This is a genomic window from Mucilaginibacter sp. Bleaf8 (assembly GCF_018390515.1).
GTDB lineage: Bacteria > Bacteroidota > Bacteroidia > Sphingobacteriales > Sphingobacteriaceae > Mucilaginibacter.
Genome location: NZ_JAHBBK010000001.1, coordinates 1095991 through 1115106, shown reverse-complemented (window position 1 = coordinate 1115106; position 19116 = coordinate 1095991). Strand labels below are relative to the sequence as shown.

Genomic DNA, 19116 nt, shown 5'->3' with positions numbered 1-19116 from the left:
TTAATTATGTTCAAATTTATACTTCAGCCAAATTACATCATTCTCTAATTGCTTTACTTCTTTTAAGTACAATTGCGTAGCCGGCTTTTTGGTAAGGTACTCGCTCACCTCAAACGTGGTAGGCGATCTTGGTGTGCCATCGGCAACCGGCAACAGCAATAGGCTTAGTTCATCAATCAACCCCTCGTTCAGCATGGAGCCGTTTACGTGGCCGCCGCCCTCAAGCATCAGCGTTTGAATAGGGAACAGGTCTGATAACTGGCTTATAGCCGATTTAAAATCAATATCACTTCTACCTGCAAAAATGTAGGATATACCTTTCTGTTGCAGGTACTGCAAGTACTCATCACTTACCTGCTCCGTAAGTACTTCAATAATGTGGTCGCCGCCGGTTTCGTTCTTTTCCCATCCCAGCTTTCCGTGTGCATCAATAGCAACGGCGAATGAGGCGGCATCTTTATTGCCAATAAAAGGTTCACGGGCAATGGGCTGCTCTGGCGTTATGAGTTGTGGTTGTATACCGCCCGAAAAATCGCGCTCCATGGTAACCCGCCCGCACATCCAGGCCTGGCTTTCAAAAGTTTCGTGGTACTTTTCAAAAAAGCCTGCATAAGTATCAATCAGTTGCTGGCTGCCCCAGTTTCCCGAAATGATGCGGCCATCTACGGTCGACATCATGTGGCAGATAACGTATGGTTTTTTCATGTTCATCAGTTAGTGTTTAGCTAAACGTTTGGATGGAATAATTGATTGAAAAACTATTGTTACAAGCGAGAGGCAGCTTAAATCTGTCAGCATGCATCTCAATCGAAATCTCAAAGCGTTAAAATTAATCATTCGCACGTAGGGGTAGGTTGCCAGAAGGGTGTTATGAGTGCAAAATCAAAAGATAACAACATGATGAAAAGTCTTTCCACATCCAGCAGATTCAGAAGTACAATTAAAAATACAGCATTCTTAATATTGGCTATAGCCGCTTGCGGCAATGCCTACGCTCAAAAGGAGGAGCCAAAACGTATCAACATCGGCCTGGTTTACCCTGTAAGTACCAACGGTATCAATGCAGCGCAAGTGAGTAATAGTTTCTCTTTGAATTTACTTGCAGGGCTTTCAAAAAATGAAAGTGGTGCTGCCATTGCTGGCTTTTCGAATGTAATTCTCGGAAATGCTCAGGGTTTACAAGTTGCGGGTTTTTCCAACCATATTGGTAAAGAAGCGCAGGGCGCTGCCATAGCAGGTTTTCTGAATACCTATGGCAGCAGTAATGGAATCAGCATAGCGGGTTTTGCCAACATAGGACATACCGCAAGTAAAGCGCAGGTAGCCGGATTTTTAAATACCGGCGGAAAAGTTTCCGGGCTGCAGGTAGCCGGCTTTATGAATGTAGCCCAAAATGTGAAAGGTTCGCAGGTAGCCGGTTTCATCAATCATGCGGCCAATGTAAAAGGCTTTCAATTAGCCGGCTTTATTAATCATGCAAAAACCGTACATGGTACGCAGCTGGCAGGGTTTATCAATATTGCTGATACTGCCGATGTGCAAATCGGAGTATTGAATTTTTCGAAGAACGGTGAAATGAGCATTGCTGCCACTATTGACGAAGTGCAAACAGCGCTGGTAAGTTTCCGGTCAGGCGGAAGGCTCATGTATGGTATTTTAGGAGCAGGTTATAATTTCAACAACAAAAAACAGGTTTATGCCTACCAGGCTGGTTTAGGGGCACATTTACTTAATGGCAGCCAGTTCAGGTTAAACGGCGAGCTTACCAATACTGGTCTGCTTAATTTCAAGGATAATGAATATTACAAGGTTTCGTTTGCCTTGATGCCTGCTGTGCGGCTGGGTGGCGTGGCCGAAATATTTGCAGGGCCGTCAATCAACTACATTAATTCAGATCCAGGTGAAGGCCCTGCTTTGCACAAAAAGTACATATCATCATGGGGTGGGCGCAACGGCAATAACTTCCAGGGCTTTTATGTGGGTTATACCGCCGGTGTTGCGTTTAAGCTATAAGTACTGGTTAAGTTAATACTATTCGTTGTTGAACAAAAAGCCGGGTTATGCCTGGCTTTTTGTTTAAAAAACAAAAAGGTGCATAAGGGTAAAAAGCTGCTGGGGTGTTTAACGGGAAATATTAAAAATGAAAAAGCATTTATACCTTATCATCTTAAGTATGCTACTGTTACAACAAGTAGTTTACTCACAAAGTGGCAATACGCCTGATGTAATTACACAAACAATTAAGGGTACCGTTACCGATAAAAATACAAAGCTAAGAATACCGGGGGTAACGGTTAGGCTAACCAGCACACAACCGGCAAAGGCCGCAGCTACCGGTGCCGATGGCGTGTTCCGTATAACCGGTGTGCCTGTTGTAGGCCGGCATAGCGTGGAAATTTCTTGTACCGGTTTTGAAACGCTGATAATAAGCGATGTGCTGGTTATAAGCGGTAAAGAAACCGAGCTTAATCTGGAGCTAAACTCATCAAGCCAACAGTTGAGTGAAGTTGTGGTACGGCATGGCGTTGTTAAAAGGCCGCTTAATACCATGGCTATGGCAAGCGGGCGGTCATTTTCGCCCGAGGAAACCAACCGTTATGCCGGGGCTTTTTTTGATCCGGCACGTATGGCGCAGAGTTTTGCAGGCGTAGTAGCGGGAGGTGATAATAACGAGATCATTGTACGTGGTAATTCGCCAAAAAGCTTGCAGTGGCGTTTGGAAGGTATCGAGATTATTAACCCCAATCACTTCAGTAATAATGGTTCGGCAGGGGGAGCCATCAGCATGATCAACTCTACCATGTTATCAACGTCTGATTTTTATACCGGTGCCATGCCTGCAGAGTACAATAATGCAACGGCTGGCGTATTTGATCTGAAATTTAGAAAAGGTAACACCGACCGGAGAGAATACAGCTTTACAGCCGGCGTACTCGGTGTTGGCGCTACACTGGAAGGGCCTTTTTCAAAAGGTAGCCAGTCATCCTACCTGATCAGTTACCGCTACTCATCGCTTGATTTGCTGATGAAGATGGGTGTAGATATATCGGATGGTGGTGTGCCTCGCTACCAGGATCTGTCGTTCAACTTTGTTTTCCCAACCCGTAAGGCCGGAACGTTCTCGCTCTTTGGCATCGGAGGTTCAGGCGGACTTAAAGAGAAAGCCAAGCATGACATTCAAGAGTGGGACGAGCGCAAAGATGCATTTGAGTACGATGGTAAATACACTGCCGGTAGCTTCGGGCTTAAAAATATATATGTGGCTAATGAAAAACTTTATATAAGCCATATTTTGTCTTACTCTGGCGATTATACCACATCTACGTCCGATTCTTTATCTCAAACTTATATACCCAGCCTGGTTTACCGAGGTGAATTTAACAACACAACCGTAAGGTATGCCGGTATGATTAATTACAGGCCCGATAACAGCAATACAATCAGGGCCGGCCTCAATGCAGGTTTGCTCAATTACAATATGCGTAGCCTGAGCTACAAACAGGAGTTGAAAGCTTTGGACGAGGTACTGAACCAAAAAGGCAGTGCGGCTACATTTGATGCTTACATTGAAAATAAGCACGATTTTGGTAACAGCGTATCGTTAAACACCGGCATACATACTAATTATTTTAACCTGAGTAAAAGTTTCACTATTGAACCGCGTGTAGGGTTAAACTGGCAGTTCAGGTCCGATCAGCAGCTATCATTTGCAGCCGGAACGTATAGCCGCATTGAGCCGCTGGCCTATTACTTTGCAAAAGGAACCGATTTGAGCGGGAAGAGAGCAGTAAATTAAAGCCGACTCAATCAGCCCAAGCTGTAATGGGTTACGAAAAGCAGTTCAACGGCCGGTTAAAGTTTAAAACCGAAGCCTATTACCAGTACCTTTACAACGTGCCGGTATCCGCCGACGTATCAAAGAATTTTTCTCTGCTCAATGTAACTAACACCGACGTCATCAATTCATCAAATTATACATCGCTGGTAAATAAAGGCAAAGGCTATAATTACGGGCTTGAGTTTTCACTCGAAAAAGCTTTGTCAAAAGGTTATTACTTTATCATAACGTCTTCCTTATTCGATTCAAAATTCAAGGCGTTGAGCGGGCAGGAGTTTAACACTACGTTCAATACCCGGTATGTAGGCAACCTGGTTGCCGGGAAAGAATGGGTGGCAGGGCGCAATAAAAAGAATCTTTTCGGCTTAAACGGTAAGCTGATCTATGCAGGCGGGCGCAAGTATTCGCCTGTAAATTTAAGTGAATCGCTGCGTTTGGATGAGCAGGTAATTGATGAAAGCCAGATAAATACACTTACTGCTGATCCTTATTTCAGGATCGATTTTTCGGCCAGTTACCGCATCAATAGCCGTGGCAAGGCACATCTGTTGCTGCTTGATATTCAAAATCTGCTAAGCAGGGAAAATAATATCGGCTATTACTACAGCAGTAATAAGCGCAGCCTGGAAAAAAATAAATGGATTGGTATTCTGCCATCTTTAACTTACCGAATAGAGCTTTAAATTAGTAACGAATTTGTTGAAAATTTTGGAAACCGATAACCAACACCAGCTTACCTTATTACTATCCGGAAACGAAGCGGTTTTCGAGCAGGTATACAAACAGTTTTTAAGGCCGTTACATATCTATGCAATTAATATCCTGAAAGATGAGGAGACGGCGAGAGAAAAAGTGCAAAACGTTTTTCTTAAGCTATGGGAGAGAAGGGAACACCTCAATATAGCAGGCTCAATACAGGCCTATCTTTATAGCGCCGTATATAACGAATGCCTTAACCACCTCCGGCACGAAAAAGTGAAGATCAGCCATCAGCAGCATATTATACATTCACAGCAGGATTATTATAACGGTAGCTCGGCAATGGAACTGCTGGATCTGAAAGAAAAGCTGCACCATGCCTTAAGTGAGTTGCCCGAAGGTTGCCGTACGGTTTTTCAATTAAGCCGCTTCGAGGAGCTGAAGTACCAGGAAATAGCCGATCGCCTAAGTATTTCCATTAAAACGGTGGAAGCTCAGATGAGTAAAGCACTACGTGTTTTACGACTTAAACTGGTGGACTATCTGCCGCTGATTGTATGGTTAATTTCTAAAATAGAAAACAAGTAATGGAGCAACAAATGGATGAGTTATTAACTAAATATATATTGGGCGAAGCCACCCTGAGCGAAAAGCACTGGGTTGAGGAGTGGCTTGCGGTAAGCGAAGATAACAGGCGCTATTTTAAGCATTTCAAGTTGATATGGGATACCAGCAAAGAGCTGAAAGTGCAAAGCAGCCTGGATCCTGATGTTTCCTGGCATGAGTTTAAACAGCTGGTTGCAAAACAAGAACCACAACAAGATGCGCCTGTAAAACAACTTAACCCGCTTAGGTGGGTGCGCATAGCCGCTGTATGGCTGATTGTAGCGGGCATAGCCGTAGGCATCTATACCTTATGGAAGCCTCAGAAAGAAGAAATGCTTACGCTGCAAGCTATTAATGAGGCGAAAACGGATACCTTGTCAGATGGTTCGGTAATTACTCTTAATAAGGGAACCGTGTTAACCTGCCCACGCGTTTTTGCCGGCAATGTTCGCAACGTTGAACTGAAAAAAGGTGAGGCGTTTTTTGATATAGCGCACAACAAGCAAAAGCCGTTTATTATCAGTATTAATGATGTGAAGGTGCGCGTGGTAGGTACTTCGTTCAATATCAAAAATATGAATGCCGTTACCGAAGTTATTGTAGAAACAGGCGTTGTACAGGTGATACGCAAAAAGGTGGTTGTAAAGTTAACACCGGCAGAAAAGCTATGGATTGACTCGGGTACAGGGAAGTACCACAAACAAGCGGCTAATGACAAGTTATATAATTATTACCGCACCAATGAATTTGTGGCGGATAAAACACCGCTATGGCGGGTAGCCGAGGTATTGAGCGCGGCATACCATGTTAAGATTACGGTACCCGATAAAAAATTAGCTAATATGCTGCTCAACACAACGCTGCTCTACGGAAACCTGGAACAAAACCTGGAAGTGATCCGTGAAACTTACCGTGTACGCATCAATAAAAAAGGCGATCATATATTTATACAATAGTAAAATCAACCTTATCCCGGAATGAAGCATCGCTTTTGGATACTGCTGGCCATATGCATTAGTACTGCATGTGGCTTTGCAGTTGCACAGCAAAACCTGCAAAGAAGAGTTTCTGTTAATGTAAGGAACCAAAAAATAGCCGACCTTTTGAAATCAATCGGGAAGCAGGGCTGCTTTTATTTTTCTTATACCTCCAACTGGGTAGCGGTAGACAGTGCTGTTACTATTACGGAAAACTACGTACCCATACGCCAACTGCTCGACAGGCTTTTTGAAGGTAAGGTAGATTATAAGGAGACACCTGGCTACATCATTTTGCGCCCGGCCCCTTACAGGCTTGCCGTTTTTCCGGATAATAATGCAGATGAGGATAAAAATTACATTATAACCGGTTATGTAACTGATGAAAGAACAGGATACAAATTAAGCGGAGCCAGCGTTTATGAACATCACGTACTATTGTCAACCCTCACAGATAAAAACGGATACTTTAAGCTCAAAATAAAATATAACGGGCCGGTTACTTTAACGGTTACCAAGGAGCTTTATAAGGATACGAGTATTAACATTCTGGGAGCTGTACGCATTACCAATGATCCGCATAGGCAGTATTACAGCACAGACACTTCGTTCAGGAGTATGGAAAAAAGCTGGCTCGGGCGCATGTTTATATCCTCCAGGCAACGGCTTCAAAGCCTTAATATCGGTAATTTTATAGCCACGGTGCCGGTACAAACATCCATTACACCGGGCCTTAGCAGTCATGGTTTAATGAGCAGCCAGATTGTAAACTCCTTATCATTAAACCTGATTGGCGGTTATACAGCCGGGGTTAACGGGGTCGAATTAGCAGGAATGTTTAATATTAACCGGCAGGATGTTAAGTACGTGCAGGCTGCTGGTCTGTTTAACCTAACCAGCGGTACCATGGTTGGTGTGCAGTTAAGCGGTTTAAGCAACACCGTTTTTAAAAGTGTAAATGGAGTGCAAGCGGCTGGTCTTAATAATTCTATCAAAGATAGTTTGAAAGGGGTGCAAATGGCGGGCCTTTTCAACTTTGTAAATGGTACGGCCAAAGGGGCGCAGGCAGCAGGTCTGGTCAATGTAGTGGGCAATACTTCTGAGGTTATACAATTTGCAGGATCACTCAATATCAATAACAGCCACAGCGCAGGTATGCAAGTGGCTGGTGTAGGCAACATTACCCGTGGCACGGCTAAAGGCGTGCAGGTTGCGGGCTTGTTTAACTATGCCCATCGGCTTAGCGGCACGCATTTCGGCTTATTGAATTTGGCCGATACGCTGGATGGCGTAGCCATTGGCTTGGTAAACCTGTCCCGCAACGGCTATCACCAGTTCGCCGTATATACGGACGAGGTTTGCAATACAAACATTTCATTTAAAAGCGGTAATTCCTTACTGTATACACGTATCATGGCTGGTCGGAATCTCGGCCCGGAGCAGGATCTGGTCATGTTCGGTGCCGCATTTGGCCACGATTTTATATTGGGTAAAAGCGCAATGATCGGAGCCGAGGGCGCTTTTCAGACACTGTTCTTTTCTGATTATCAGGAGCACCGCTATCTCAATAAGATTTCTTTGTATTATCATCATCGTATAAACAGGTGGGTAGGTCTCTTTGCAGGGCCGTCTTATGCTGTATATACCAATAACCAGAATGATTTTAATGATAGCAAGTTGCTGAATCATAAGTTGGCATTTGCAAATTTTAGTGATCGCACTAAAGGTTGGTTAGGGTGGAGCATCGGCGTTACGATCTTGTAGCCCTAAAAATCGAAAATAAAAGTTCTGTAGCGCCATTATGAATAAACCATAAACCGGCCTGCATAAACAAATTTGCATGATACCAGTTTTCATGGTATGAATGGGATAAAACTCAGAAAGCGCTACTGGATTATTATAGGTTTTGTTTTGCTGGTAATCATTGTACGGTTGGCCTTGCCTTCCATTGTGAAAAGCTACGTGAACCGCAAGCTGAACAACCTTCCGGGCTATACCGGGCACGTTGATGATATTGATATTCATCTGATACGAGGCGCTTACGCCATTGATGGTTTGGTACTGAAAAAAAATACCGATGCTGCAAAATATCCCACGCTTCAGATACGGCATACGGATTTATCTATCGAATGGAAATCGCTGTTTAAAGGGCGATTGGTAGGAGAGGTGATAATGAATGAACCCAAAGTGCACCTGCTGGCCAACACGCACGATCCGTCGGAAGAGCCATCCAAAGAACACTGGACGGAGACTGTAAAAGCGTTAATGCCAATGACCGTTAACCGGCTGCAAGTCAATAATGGGCGCGTGGCTTACCTGGATTTCAAAGCCAGTCCGGATGTAAACCTCCACATCGACAACATGCAGCTTACCGCACTTAACCTGGCTAATGTGGAAAAGGCAGCTACACCCTTGCCTTCTACCGTGTGGCTAACAGGCACTTCCATTGGTAGCGGTAAGCTAAAAATGGACATGAAAGTAAATGTGCTCAAAGAACTTCCTGATTTTGATTTGAATGCCCGGCTTACCGGTGTCAAATTAACCAGCTTGAATGATTTCATTGAGGCAAAGGGTAAAATAGACGTTGAAAAAGGCACACTGGATATGTACAGTGAACTGAAGGCTACCAACGGCCGCTTTAATGGTTATGTAAAGCCGTTTATTAAAAATGTAAAGGTACTTAACTGGAAAAAGGATGTAAAAAAGAAAGGCGGTATTTTCCAGGCAGCCAAAGAAGCTGTTGTTGGCTTGTTCACCAAGGCGGTTGAAAATCCTAAAACTAAAAAGATCGCTACCAAAGTTCCCATCTCCGGAAGCTTCAACGATCCCAAAACCAGCGGCTGGAAAACATTTATAGGCGTACTTAAAAATGCTTTCATTAAGGCATTTACACAAGGTATTGATAATACATTGGACTAAACTAACGCAAACACACTTGTGTAATATTTTAGATGTGCAGGCAGCAGCGTAAATCAATCGGCTATCTTTACCTTATGCCTTTGACATTAAACCGGTACTTAACGGGCGCTTTATTTGGGTTAGCTATATTGATAACCGTGCATGCAACTTATGCTCAGGAAGTAGTGCCACCCACGCCTTGGGATGATCGCGTGCTGCTCAATATTGCAAAAGGTCGTACACCCGAAAAAACGAAGTTTCTGAGGTTTATGACCAACACCCAGCTATACGGCGATATTGGTGTACCTGCCGGCTTGCTTATTGGCGGCATAGCTTCCAACAATCAGCAAATGCGTCAAAACGCTTTATTTGTGGCCAGTAGTACCGCGCTATCATATGGCTTAATGTCGGTTATCAAGCACTTTGTTAAACGTCCGCGACCTTTTATTCATAATGTGCATATTATACCTGTGTATCGTGCCGGGAGCACGTCATTTCCGTCGGGGCATACGGCATCTACCTTCTCAACGGCCACAAGCTTGTCTTTGGCCTACCCCAAATGGTATGTAATTGCACCGGCCTATCTGTGGGCAGGCACGGTAAGCTATTCGCGTATGTACCTGGGCGTACATTACCCAACCGATGTGGCCGGGGGCATAGCACTGGGAAGCGGGTCTGCCGCCTCGCTGATGTTCCTGAAAAAGTAAAAGCTCGGATGATGAACGCTTTCGTTCGGATGATGCTTAAAAAAGAATTTAACCATAAATGTCTAATTTTAATGCGGGCGGGGTAGCATAACTACTCCGCTTTGCGTTTATAGTAAAAAGCATACTTACTTAAATATGTATAAAATCAGTAAATACTTCATCGCATCGCTTTGCCTTATTTCGGCAGTTCATGTGAATGCGCAGAAAAAGCTCACCCAGTATGTGGATCCGTTTATAGGCACGGGCGGTCATGGTCATACCTTTCCCGGTGCTACAGTGCCTTTTGGAATGGTGCAGCTAAGCCCAGATAATGGCCGTGGCGGCTGGGACTGGTGCGGTGGTTATTATTATGGCGATAGTACCATCACCGGGTTTAGCCATACCCACTTAAGTGGTACCGGTATTGGCGACTGGTACGATATTTCGGTGATGCCGCAAAACGAGCTGAACACCGATACTACCGATCATGGCAAAACCACCTTTAAGCACAGCAGCGAAAAAGCCAGTCCTGGCTACTATCACGTACAGATGGATAATGGCATCACGGCCGATTTAACCACTACTGAGCGTTGCGGCCTGCATGCCTATACCTTTCCGGCCAAGGTGGCTCCGGTGGTGAAAATTAATCTGGGTTTTCATATCAACTGGGATAAGCCAACCGAAACCTATCTAAAGCAGTTGAACGATTCTACCCTGGTAGGTTATCGGTACTCCACAGGTTGGGCTGGCATACAGCGCGTTTATTTTGCAGTACGCTCTTCGGTGCCTTTCAAACAGCTTTACCTGAAGGCTGACAGGCAGGCGGTAAACGGTGCAGAAGCAAAAGCAGCATCCGTAGTTGGCCAGTTGCAGTTTACATCAGCAACGCAAAATAAGGTGATGCTTAAAGTAGCTTTATCCTCTGTGAATACTGATAAGGCATTACTCGCATTAAATGAAATTAAAAGCTGGAACTTTAATGGCGTAAAGCAGCAGGCCGAGGCTAAATGGGAGCGGGAGCTGGCTAAAGTTCAAATCACCACGCAAAATGTTCACTTAAAACGTGTGTTTTACACGGCCCTTTATCACACCTGTGTAGCCCCTGCATTATATTCAGATCAGGATGGCAGTTATCAGAATGCCAAAGGCGAAGTGCATCAAATGCCGGCAGGCATGCAGCGTTATACAGAGTATTCGCTTTGGGATACCTTCAGGGCCTTAAACCCATTACTTACCATCACGCAGCCCGAAAAATACAGCGGCATGCTCAACACCATGCTGGCCTTTTACCGCGAAAATGGATTGTTGCCCGTTTGGGATCTAAGTACTTATGAAACCAATTGCATGACGGGATACCATGCTGTACCGGTGCTGGCTGATGCTATTTTGAAAGGTATTGGAAATGTTAACGCGCAGGAAGCTTACCAAGCCATGAAAAAGAGCGCTATGCAAGATATAAGGGGTACCAATTTTTATCGCCAATATGGATATATACCGCAGGATAAGTTTGGCAGCAGCGTTACCATAACTTTTGAATACGCTTATGACGATTGGTGTATTGCGCAGGTTGCCCAAAAGTTGGGGTATAAGGATGATTATGCTTATTTCATGAAGCGGTCGGCCTCATGGGCGCAGCTGTTTGATAGCCGCATTGGATTTGCGCGTGCTAAAAATGCCAATGGTAGTTGGGTAACACCGTTCGACCCGTATTTCTCGGAACACGATCCTGACAAAGCCATGTTTACTGAAGGGAACTCGTGGCAGCACACTTTCTTTGTACCACAGGATGTAAAGGGGCTGGCTATGAAATATGGCAGCAACACCCGTTTTGTACAAAAGCTAGATTCCCTGTTTTCGGTAAGTTCCAAAATGACCGGAGCTAATCAGTCGCCTGATGTAAGCGGACTGATTGGCCAATACGCTCACGGTAATGAGCCGAGTCACCACATTGCTTATTTATACAACTATGCAGGTATGCCCTGGAAAAGCCAGGAAAGAGTACGAATGATTGTTGATTCAATGTATCATGACCGGCCCGATGGTTATGCAGGCAACGAAGATTGCGGCCAGATGAGTGCCTGGGGCGTGTGGAGCATTGCGGGGCTTTACCCGGTTAATCCAGCCAGCGGTAAGTATGTGTTTGGCAGCCCTTCGGCAGATGAAGTTATTATCACCACATCTAAAGGCAAGTTTACGATCAAGGCTAATAGCAACAGCAAAAAGAATGTATACATTCAAAGTGTTAAGCTCAATGGCAAACCTTATCACAAAGCTTACATCACTCACCAAGATGTATTGAGCGGCGGCAGGCTTGAATTTGTAATGGGGCCACGGCCTAATAAAGCCTACCAGTTAAGTATGGATAATTAACAAATAAAAGCTACTAAAAACCGGAAAGAGCCGGCGGTAATAACCGCTGGCTCTTTTGTTATATTTAACTATGTTCTTATAAATAGATTTATTAAGATAAGACTAAGCTGTGTTGTACTTTTGCCGGTGCTGTTTGTGATAGGTCATTACCAACAGGAACTTTTACAGACTTTAGCTATTTGAATTTACTTTTTTAGATAAAAACGATTTCACATGAAAGAACAATTACTCGCCTTACTTGAAAATTTAAAAGCAGGTTCAGTCGCTTTTAATGATGTTATTAAATTTATAGAAACGTACTATCAGCATCAGCCAACCGCATTTAAAAACGGCGATGCCTACAACGAGGCAACACAAAATCAAGGCAGTGCCAAGGTGTTTGCTTTTGCACAAATTAACGATTTGAGTAAAGATGATACCCTTCAGTTGTTTGCAGAGCATTATCAAGCTGTGCTGGCAAACCCGGATGGAGCAGACCATCAAAACATCAGGCAGTTTATGGCCCATGGTTGGCCCGGTATAGCTTTTGAGGGCCAGGCATTGCTTGCAAAATAGATTGCCGGTTTTAGATCAAAGTTTCACAAAGTAGTTTTGAAGCGGTGCACGCGCTCGTTTTATTTTGAAAAGTTAGCTGATGAAAGTACTGGTTACCGGCTCAGCAGGCAAGCTGGGCAAAGCAGTTGTGGCTAAGTTGAGGTCGACCAACAACGTGGTAGTTGGGGTAGATTTGCTGCCGGGCGCTACAACCGATCTTATTCTGGATATAAAGGACAAGGATGAGGTAAAGAAGGCCTGCATGGGTATTGATGCCATAATACATACCGCAGCCATTCATGGTAAACACTCTGATCTCAATTATCCAAGAGAGGCGTTTATAGATACGAATATCTATGGAACGTTAAATCTGTTAAATGCATCTGTACAACAAGGCGTTAAAAAGTTCTTGTATATCAGCACAACGTCGATCTATGGCACTGCAATGGTTGATCCAGACCAGGCGGTTTGGGTGAACGAGGATTTGGCCGCACAGCCAAGAGATATTTACGATATTACTAAACAAGCCGCTGAGCAACTGTGCAAAGACTTCTTTTATAAAGAAGGGCTGCAGACTTCCGTTTACCGCGTTGGCCGGTTTTTGCCGGAGGCTGCTAACCTACAGGCAAATCATCGCTTATACAGGGGGCTTGACGAACGCGATGGTGCCGAAGCTCTTTATTTAGCACTACAGCATCATTTCCAAGACTTCGAGATTATGAATATCGCAAGCAGCAGTACTTTTTCTAAAAGTGATCTGAAAACACTTAAGGATAACCCAGCAGCGGTTATCCTTAAGCTATATCCCGAAGCGGGGGCAATTTATCAGGCAAACAATTGGTCGTTCCCTGAAAGTATTGATCGTGTTTATGTTATTGAGAAAGCAAAAAAGCTACTGGGTTATTCACCTAAGTTCACTTTCGATTATTTAATCCATAACTGAACCGATTGTAGGAGCTACGCCACCTACTTACTTTTTCAAAATATAAAAGTTCATCTCGCTTCTGGTAACAAACCCTAAGTCCTGGTATATCTGGATGGCACGTGTATTATCGGCCCGTACATGCAAATAAGGTGTATTGCCTTGAGCTTGTATCCGGCGTATCTGGCTGTTAATTAACTGCCGGGCATAGCCTTTGCCCATATGGTTGGTGTGTGTGCATACCGCGCTGATTTCTACGTAAGGACCGCTATGAAATCGTTGCCCGGCCATGGCAACAAGTTCTTCTCCCGAAAAAATACCTTCATACCCGCCAAACCGGATGGTTTGCTTATAAAAAGGTCCGGGCGGTACCAGTTGTGTTAGTGCCAGCATGGCCGGCACATTAGTTTCTATAAGCGCAGTTATTTCTGTCTCGTTGTTGGGTAGGGGCGTTGCTCCCTCAAACAGCATTTGCAAGCCATCTATCCGGTTAATCAAACTCCAGGGCGCTGCATCAATATGCTTCTCTTTAGAAAAGGCAACTACGGTCTGATCATGTTCAATCATATTCCATAAGGCTTGATAAGCTTCGCGCTCATTATTTTTAACGGCTACAAAAAGAGCCACATCACTCTCAAAGTGCTTAGCTAAATCATTGCCCAGAGCTAAGTGTTTATTGCCGGTATTTAATGCCGACCAGATTGGATTATCTAAAGGGTGGACCATATTATAATAATTAGGTTAGCTGTGATAAGGTTGGTCGAAGCTATTTTCGATCAACCTTATCACAGCGCCATATTTTGCGATGTAAGTATGCTAAATTTAGTTTGTCGCAGGCATTTGGAAAGAAGGTGGCAAGGATGATGCGGCCGATGCCCAGTTTTTATTCGGATGAGCGCCCATTACCAGCTCAAGCTGACCGCCTTTCATCAACTCTGCATGTGCAAACCAGGACTTATCCCAAACTTTGCCATTAAGCTTTGCCGATTGTATGTACTTGTTTTCGGGCGAGTAATTTTGGCAAACAACCGTAAATGTTTTGCCTCCACCCAACTGGATGGTTGCCTTTTGAAACATTGGGCTACCGATAACATACATAGGCAAGCCTGGCGTAACCGGATAAAAGCCAATTTGTGAAAACACTACAAAAGAGGTCAAACCGCCACCATCTTCATCGCCAGGTATACCCATTAAATCATTTCTGAACCATTCTTTCAGTAAATTACGAACGCGCTTTTGCGTACGCCACGGCTGACCGGCATAAGCGTAAAGATAAGGTATGTGCATAGCTGGCTCGTTACCCATTGAAAACTGGCCCACATTGCCGGTATGATCGCCAAACTGGTGGTAAAAGTCAGGTCGGCCTTTGCCCAGCGGCGTACTGAACATGTTTTCCAAACCATCCACAAAGCTTTGTTTACCGCCAAGCATGTTTACTAAATCGCCAATATTGTGCTGCACATCCCACCGGTATACATAACCGTTGTTTTCATCGTAGGCTTCCCTGGCGCCAATGCCGCTCGAGTACCGGTAATCAAAGGGTTCTATGAATTTCCCTTGTGCGTCTTTGGGGTGAAAGAATTTAGTTTCGGGGTTGAATACTTTATGATAATTCAGGCTCCTTTGCAAAAAGTACTTAGCATCTTCCGTTTTACCAAGATTTTGTGCGATGTTTCCCAGGCACCATTCATCATAAACAGTACCTAAGGTTACGGCCACAGGTTGCCTTTTTTCCCAACCATGCACTTCGGGTGCGGTTTCTTTTTCGCCGCTTGCCAGGGCCGGGAAGTAGCCGTTATCTTTATAAAACTGATCCAGCACCCCTGCTTTTTTACCCGACCACGGTGCCAGCGTTTTTTCGGTTATGGCTGCCTTGCAATATTGGTAAGCTTGTTCCATATTGAAAGACCGCAAACCTTTATTGTAGGCATCAATCACGGTGGCAACAGCATGATTGCCATTCATGCGCCGGCTATCGCCGGTTACCTCCGGAAAAGTTGGCATCCAGTGATTATCCATCTGGCTGGCCATCCGAAGGTAAGAGTTGATCATATCCGACTCTTTTTTGGGCTCCAAAATAACTCTTAGCGGGTGTACGGCACGGTAGGTATCCCATACCCAGTCGTCGGTGTAAAAAGGCGTACCTTCGTCATTATGTACTTTGCCGTCGTAAGCGCTAAAGTACCGGCCGTCTTCCGAAATGCAGATCATGCGTTCATAAGTGCGGTACAGAGAGGTGTAAAAAATGGTTTTCGCATTTTCGTCTGTGCCTTGTACACTGATTTTACTTAGCGTATTGTTCCAAAGCTGTCTGCCTCGCGTTGCTACAGCAGCTACTTCATAGTTATTTATTTCGCGGGCCAGGTTTTTCTTAGCCTGGTCTGCACTGATAAAGGATACGCCATAACGCACATGTATCACTGGTGTTTTTGCCGGATACTGGAGTGCGATGAATGCGTTTTTACCCTGGGCAGCGGGCTTTTTAGCATCAATGGAGCCACCCTCTATTTGTCCGGACCGAACAGGTTTGATATCCGATTCGGCATAAATGTAAACCTTGGTATTGTTGTCCAAAAGCTGATAGCCGCTTATCGTATTGCCGCTGGCAGTAAGTCCACCGTCTTTGGTGTTCACAACCAGATAGGGTGCTGTGCTGTTGGCCTCGAAACGTATTTCATAAATGCCCGATTGCTGTGAAGGTGCGTACCGGACGTTAATGCCGTAATCATCCAGATCAACCTGGTAATAATAAGGCTTGATCACTTCGTTGTCATAGCCATAATCCATTACGTTGTGGATAGCGGATACGTCTCCCTGGTAGGGGCTAAGGCTGAATGCCGAACTTCCGCGGTGGCTCGTAATCATCAGTGGCAAACCTTTGATCGTGTTCCCGGTAAAGTTTTCACGTTCGGGATAAACGCGGAGCAGGCTGTTCGGTAAATGAACGGTTGGGTAAGTAGGCACCAGCAGGTGGCTGATATTGCCAATGTAGGGATTAACGTAATCAACAGGTTCCTTGCTGGTTTGTGCATTTGCATTTGATGCAGACAGACAAGCGGACAACAGGAATATACAAATATTTCGACCCGTAAAAATTTTCATGGTATTTTATAGATTGCTCATAGATAGTAAAGATTATCTGAATACGGTATGAAAAATTTAATTTTTAACGGTTGTGTTGATTTTTGTCTTGGTTAAAACCGGTTGTGCAGTTTACGTTGATGTGTATAGGTTTAATGTGTACAGATGAATTGCCATATGCTTGATCTTGAATTTGTCTACATATAGCCGAGTCATCAGATGTGAAATTAGATGAGCTGATTATTTTCCGTAGCTTAAAAAAATAGCGGTGAAAGCAGCTTCCCATGTTCACCTGTTTTGCAAGCAATGCGGTCGTAAACTTTCTAGGCTCCTAATTCAACTACTTTAATTTAAATACGAAAGGCGGCATGCCTACGCTTTTACATAGATAACTACGCAGGTAAACTCTCAAGGACACACAAGTAGCGCAGCGATATTTATTTTTTAATGCTTACGCTGCTCTTAACCGTTCCCCTACTTGCAACTCCGAAGTTGTTTACGCGTTGAATGCCCACAATTAGTTATCAAAAGCAGTAGCTACTATAAATCTAATTTTATATCAACCAAGAATTAGGATAACAAAATAGTTTTACCTGTCTTGCAAATTTTGTTACTGAGATTTAACAAGGCGAGCATACTTTATAGCGTGGAGGTTATGTAGGGCTTTAACATGCTTTTCATTTAGGTAGTGGTTGATTTGGTACATTACCTTCATCTTCCGGTTAAACATGTACTGCAGCATGATAGGGTGGGTGCCGTCACAGTAGGTCTTCTGTTATACAATGAAATTTAGACCTATCGGCATCGTGTAAGCGATGAAAATCGGTTAATGCAATTCGGTGTAAATAAAATATAATACATGGAACCTTTCTTAACCCAAAAGATATAGCTTTAAATAGAAACGGAAGTCTTTTTAAAGATGCCTTCCGTTCGTTCTTGCTTTCCAGTGGAGCTGGAGGGAACGTGAAAAATTGCGTTAAAGGTTCTCTTTCGATATTTTTTGTCGGTTAATAACCCTGCTCACCGGGTGCTCACCAAATGGCCACTAATTGACCCTTGAATTATGCTAATTAGCGTATTGACCTAAAGATACAAAAATTAATTAGAATTAATAAATTTTTTATGTGTGTTTGAGCTTCGACAAGTCTATAAGTAAATCTTAAAGGCTGACTAATAAAGAACAAGTATTGGCGTAAACGAATTGCGATAGTGAAAATTTAATAGCATTAATTTTTTTGATAACTTATCTCCATTAATAGTATTTTACTGACTTATACCTACAGCCTAAAAATGCTACGTCACAACAAAAATTACCACGAACTTATTCTCGGTTACATAAATGAAAATCATAAGACTTTTCTAATTCAGCCAGTAGGATTGTCAGTGATTTTCAAGGTGAAGAAAAACTAATAAGAGCTTACGATGGCCGCCAATTATTAGAGATGCTGCAAAATGCCGACGACACTGGCGCAGATAGAGTTCAAATTAACTTAGATACGGTGATACGGTCATCGAAAACTGACTTTCAGCAATACCGGTGAGCCTTTCAGCGGCCAAGGCATAAGATCACTAATGATTCGGGACCTAAGCACTAAGCGTGGCAAGAAGCAGATGATTGGCAATAAGGGCCTTGGCTTTCGATCGATTCTTAATTGGGCAGATCAGGTCAAAGTTTTCTCGAATAATTCAAAAGTGACCTTTTCCAGCGCAATAGCGGCAGAAGAATTCTATAAACTATTTCCTCATGAAACAGAGCTTAACGATTTTCTAAAACGCTTCAGCTATCCGGCGACAAGCTAAGTGGCGGTCAACTTTTTTGATTTTAATTTTGTAATTCAAAAACGGATTAACTGTTATCCAGCCGTTAGCCAAAGCAAATACGTACAATCTTGCCAAAATTCTTAATGTACTTGAATGCTGAATTGTTATTACACTTTCTCACAGACCGGAGGTGAAACTCAAACTCCGTAATAAAATGGTGATCTAACTGTTTAACTCGCATGTCTTTCTTATTGTACTTCCATTGTATAAAATCAATGGTATGTTTTAAGGTGGTTTCATACCGGGTAGCAGTTGCAGGAGCAAACTTACGATTAACCAGGGCCATGACTTTTCGGTTATGCTCTTGAAAAACCTCAACTACCATCATCGGTTTTTCAACTTTACCGTGAAATCTGTTTTTGATTTTCTCAGCCGTAATCTTTTCGTCGTAGTCCCTAAGATAACGAGCCGTGTCGTTAATCCTCATCTCAAGCCTGCTGAGATTTGAGTTAATTTCTTCAATGTTGGACGTTCTTCCTTTCGCTCGTCCTTCATTAGGATCCCATAACCTGGGCTCAATTCTTTCACCGGTTGCAATTTCAACACGTTGTCCGTCCACAGTTATTCTTATGTAAACCGGAGCTTTCTGCTCTTTGGCATTTGCTCTCTTTTTCAAATAAAAGAGAATAGCGACATTTTTAGTCATAAGAAAGCTGTTAAAGGTTAAACAAAATTAACTTCGCA

15 protein-coding genes are annotated in these 19116 nt (G+C 43.6%); 11 read left to right on the top strand and 4 right to left on the bottom strand.

All coding sequences use genetic code 11. The features are described 5' to 3' along the window. Positions 1-705, bottom strand: coding sequence for a dihydrofolate reductase family protein (locus KHS38_RS04935; RefSeq protein ID WP_213487389.1), 705 nt, complete (start codon positions 703-705; stop codon positions 1-3). 192 nt (positions 706-897) lie between these two features. Between KHS38_RS04935 and KHS38_RS04930 the strand changes: the two genes are divergently transcribed. From KHS38_RS04930 to KHS38_RS04885, 11 genes are all read left to right on the top strand, one after another. Beyond that, positions 898-2013: a hypothetical protein gene (locus KHS38_RS04930; RefSeq protein WP_213487388.1), complete on the top strand. Its 1116-nt coding sequence runs from the start codon at positions 898-900 to the stop codon at positions 2011-2013. A 127-nt stretch (positions 2014-2140) separates the two neighbouring features. Continuing rightward, complete coding sequence (locus tag KHS38_RS04925) at positions 2141-3796, top strand: TonB-dependent receptor (protein ID WP_249665284.1); 1656 nt, start codon at positions 2141-2143, stop codon at positions 3794-3796. Positions 3797-3822: 26 nt separating this feature from the next. Further along, positions 3823-4521, top strand: coding sequence for a TonB-dependent receptor domain-containing protein (locus tag KHS38_RS22225; protein WP_249665283.1), 699 nt, complete (start codon positions 3823-3825; stop codon positions 4519-4521). A gap of 16 nt (positions 4522-4537) precedes the next feature. After that, complete coding sequence (locus KHS38_RS04920; RefSeq protein ID WP_249665282.1) at positions 4538-5125, top strand: RNA polymerase sigma-70 factor; 588 nt, start codon at positions 4538-4540, stop codon at positions 5123-5125. Between the two features lie 11 nt (positions 5126-5136). After that, the gene (locus KHS38_RS04915; RefSeq protein ID WP_213487387.1) at positions 5137-6099 is read left to right on the top strand and encodes a FecR domain-containing protein; all 963 of its coding nucleotides are present in this window, start codon (positions 5137-5139) and stop codon (positions 6097-6099) included. A 21-nt stretch (positions 6100-6120) separates the two neighbouring features. Then, a complete protein-coding gene (locus tag KHS38_RS04910; protein WP_213487386.1) occupies positions 6121-7884 on the top strand; it encodes a carboxypeptidase-like regulatory domain-containing protein in 1764 nt (587 codons plus the stop codon). A 96-nt stretch (positions 7885-7980) separates the two neighbouring features. Beyond that, entirely contained in the window at positions 7981-9039 is a 1059-nt protein-coding gene (locus tag KHS38_RS04905) for a DUF748 domain-containing protein (RefSeq protein ID WP_213487385.1), read from the top strand. A 74-nt stretch (positions 9040-9113) separates the two neighbouring features. Then, on the top strand, positions 9114-9725 hold the full coding sequence (locus tag KHS38_RS04900; protein WP_213487384.1) for a phosphatase PAP2 family protein: 612 nt from the start codon (positions 9114-9116) through the stop codon (positions 9723-9725). A gap of 135 nt (positions 9726-9860) precedes the next feature. After that, entirely contained in the window at positions 9861-12074 is a 2214-nt protein-coding gene (locus KHS38_RS04895) for a GH92 family glycosyl hydrolase (protein ID WP_213487383.1), read from the top strand. Positions 12075-12287: 213 nt separating this feature from the next. After that, positions 12288-12629, top strand: a complete 342-nt coding sequence (locus tag KHS38_RS04890) for a HopJ type III effector protein (RefSeq protein ID WP_213487382.1) — start codon at positions 12288-12290, stop codon at positions 12627-12629. A gap of 79 nt (positions 12630-12708) precedes the next feature. Continuing rightward, entirely contained in the window at positions 12709-13551 is an 843-nt protein-coding gene (locus KHS38_RS04885; RefSeq protein ID WP_213487381.1) for an NAD-dependent epimerase/dehydratase family protein, read from the top strand. Positions 13552-13578: 27 nt separating this feature from the next. On the opposite strand, the gene KHS38_RS04880 is transcribed toward KHS38_RS04885, so the two are convergent. From KHS38_RS04880 to KHS38_RS04870, 3 genes are all read right to left on the bottom strand, one after another. After that, the gene (locus KHS38_RS04880) at positions 13579-14256 is read right to left on the bottom strand and encodes a GNAT family N-acetyltransferase (protein WP_213487380.1); all 678 of its coding nucleotides are present in this window, start codon (positions 14254-14256) and stop codon (positions 13579-13581) included. Positions 14257-14352: 96 nt separating this feature from the next. Beyond that, positions 14353-16632 carry a GH92 family glycosyl hydrolase gene (locus KHS38_RS04875; protein WP_213487379.1) on the bottom strand — a complete coding sequence of 760 codons (2280 nt, stop codon included), beginning with the start codon at positions 16630-16632 and terminating at the stop codon, positions 14353-14355. A 1843-nt stretch (positions 16633-18475) separates the two neighbouring features. Further along, a complete protein-coding gene (locus tag KHS38_RS04870) occupies positions 18476-19078 on the bottom strand; it encodes a phage integrase SAM-like domain-containing protein (protein WP_213487378.1) in 603 nt (200 codons plus the stop codon). Between the last annotated feature and the right edge of the window lie 38 nt (positions 19079-19116).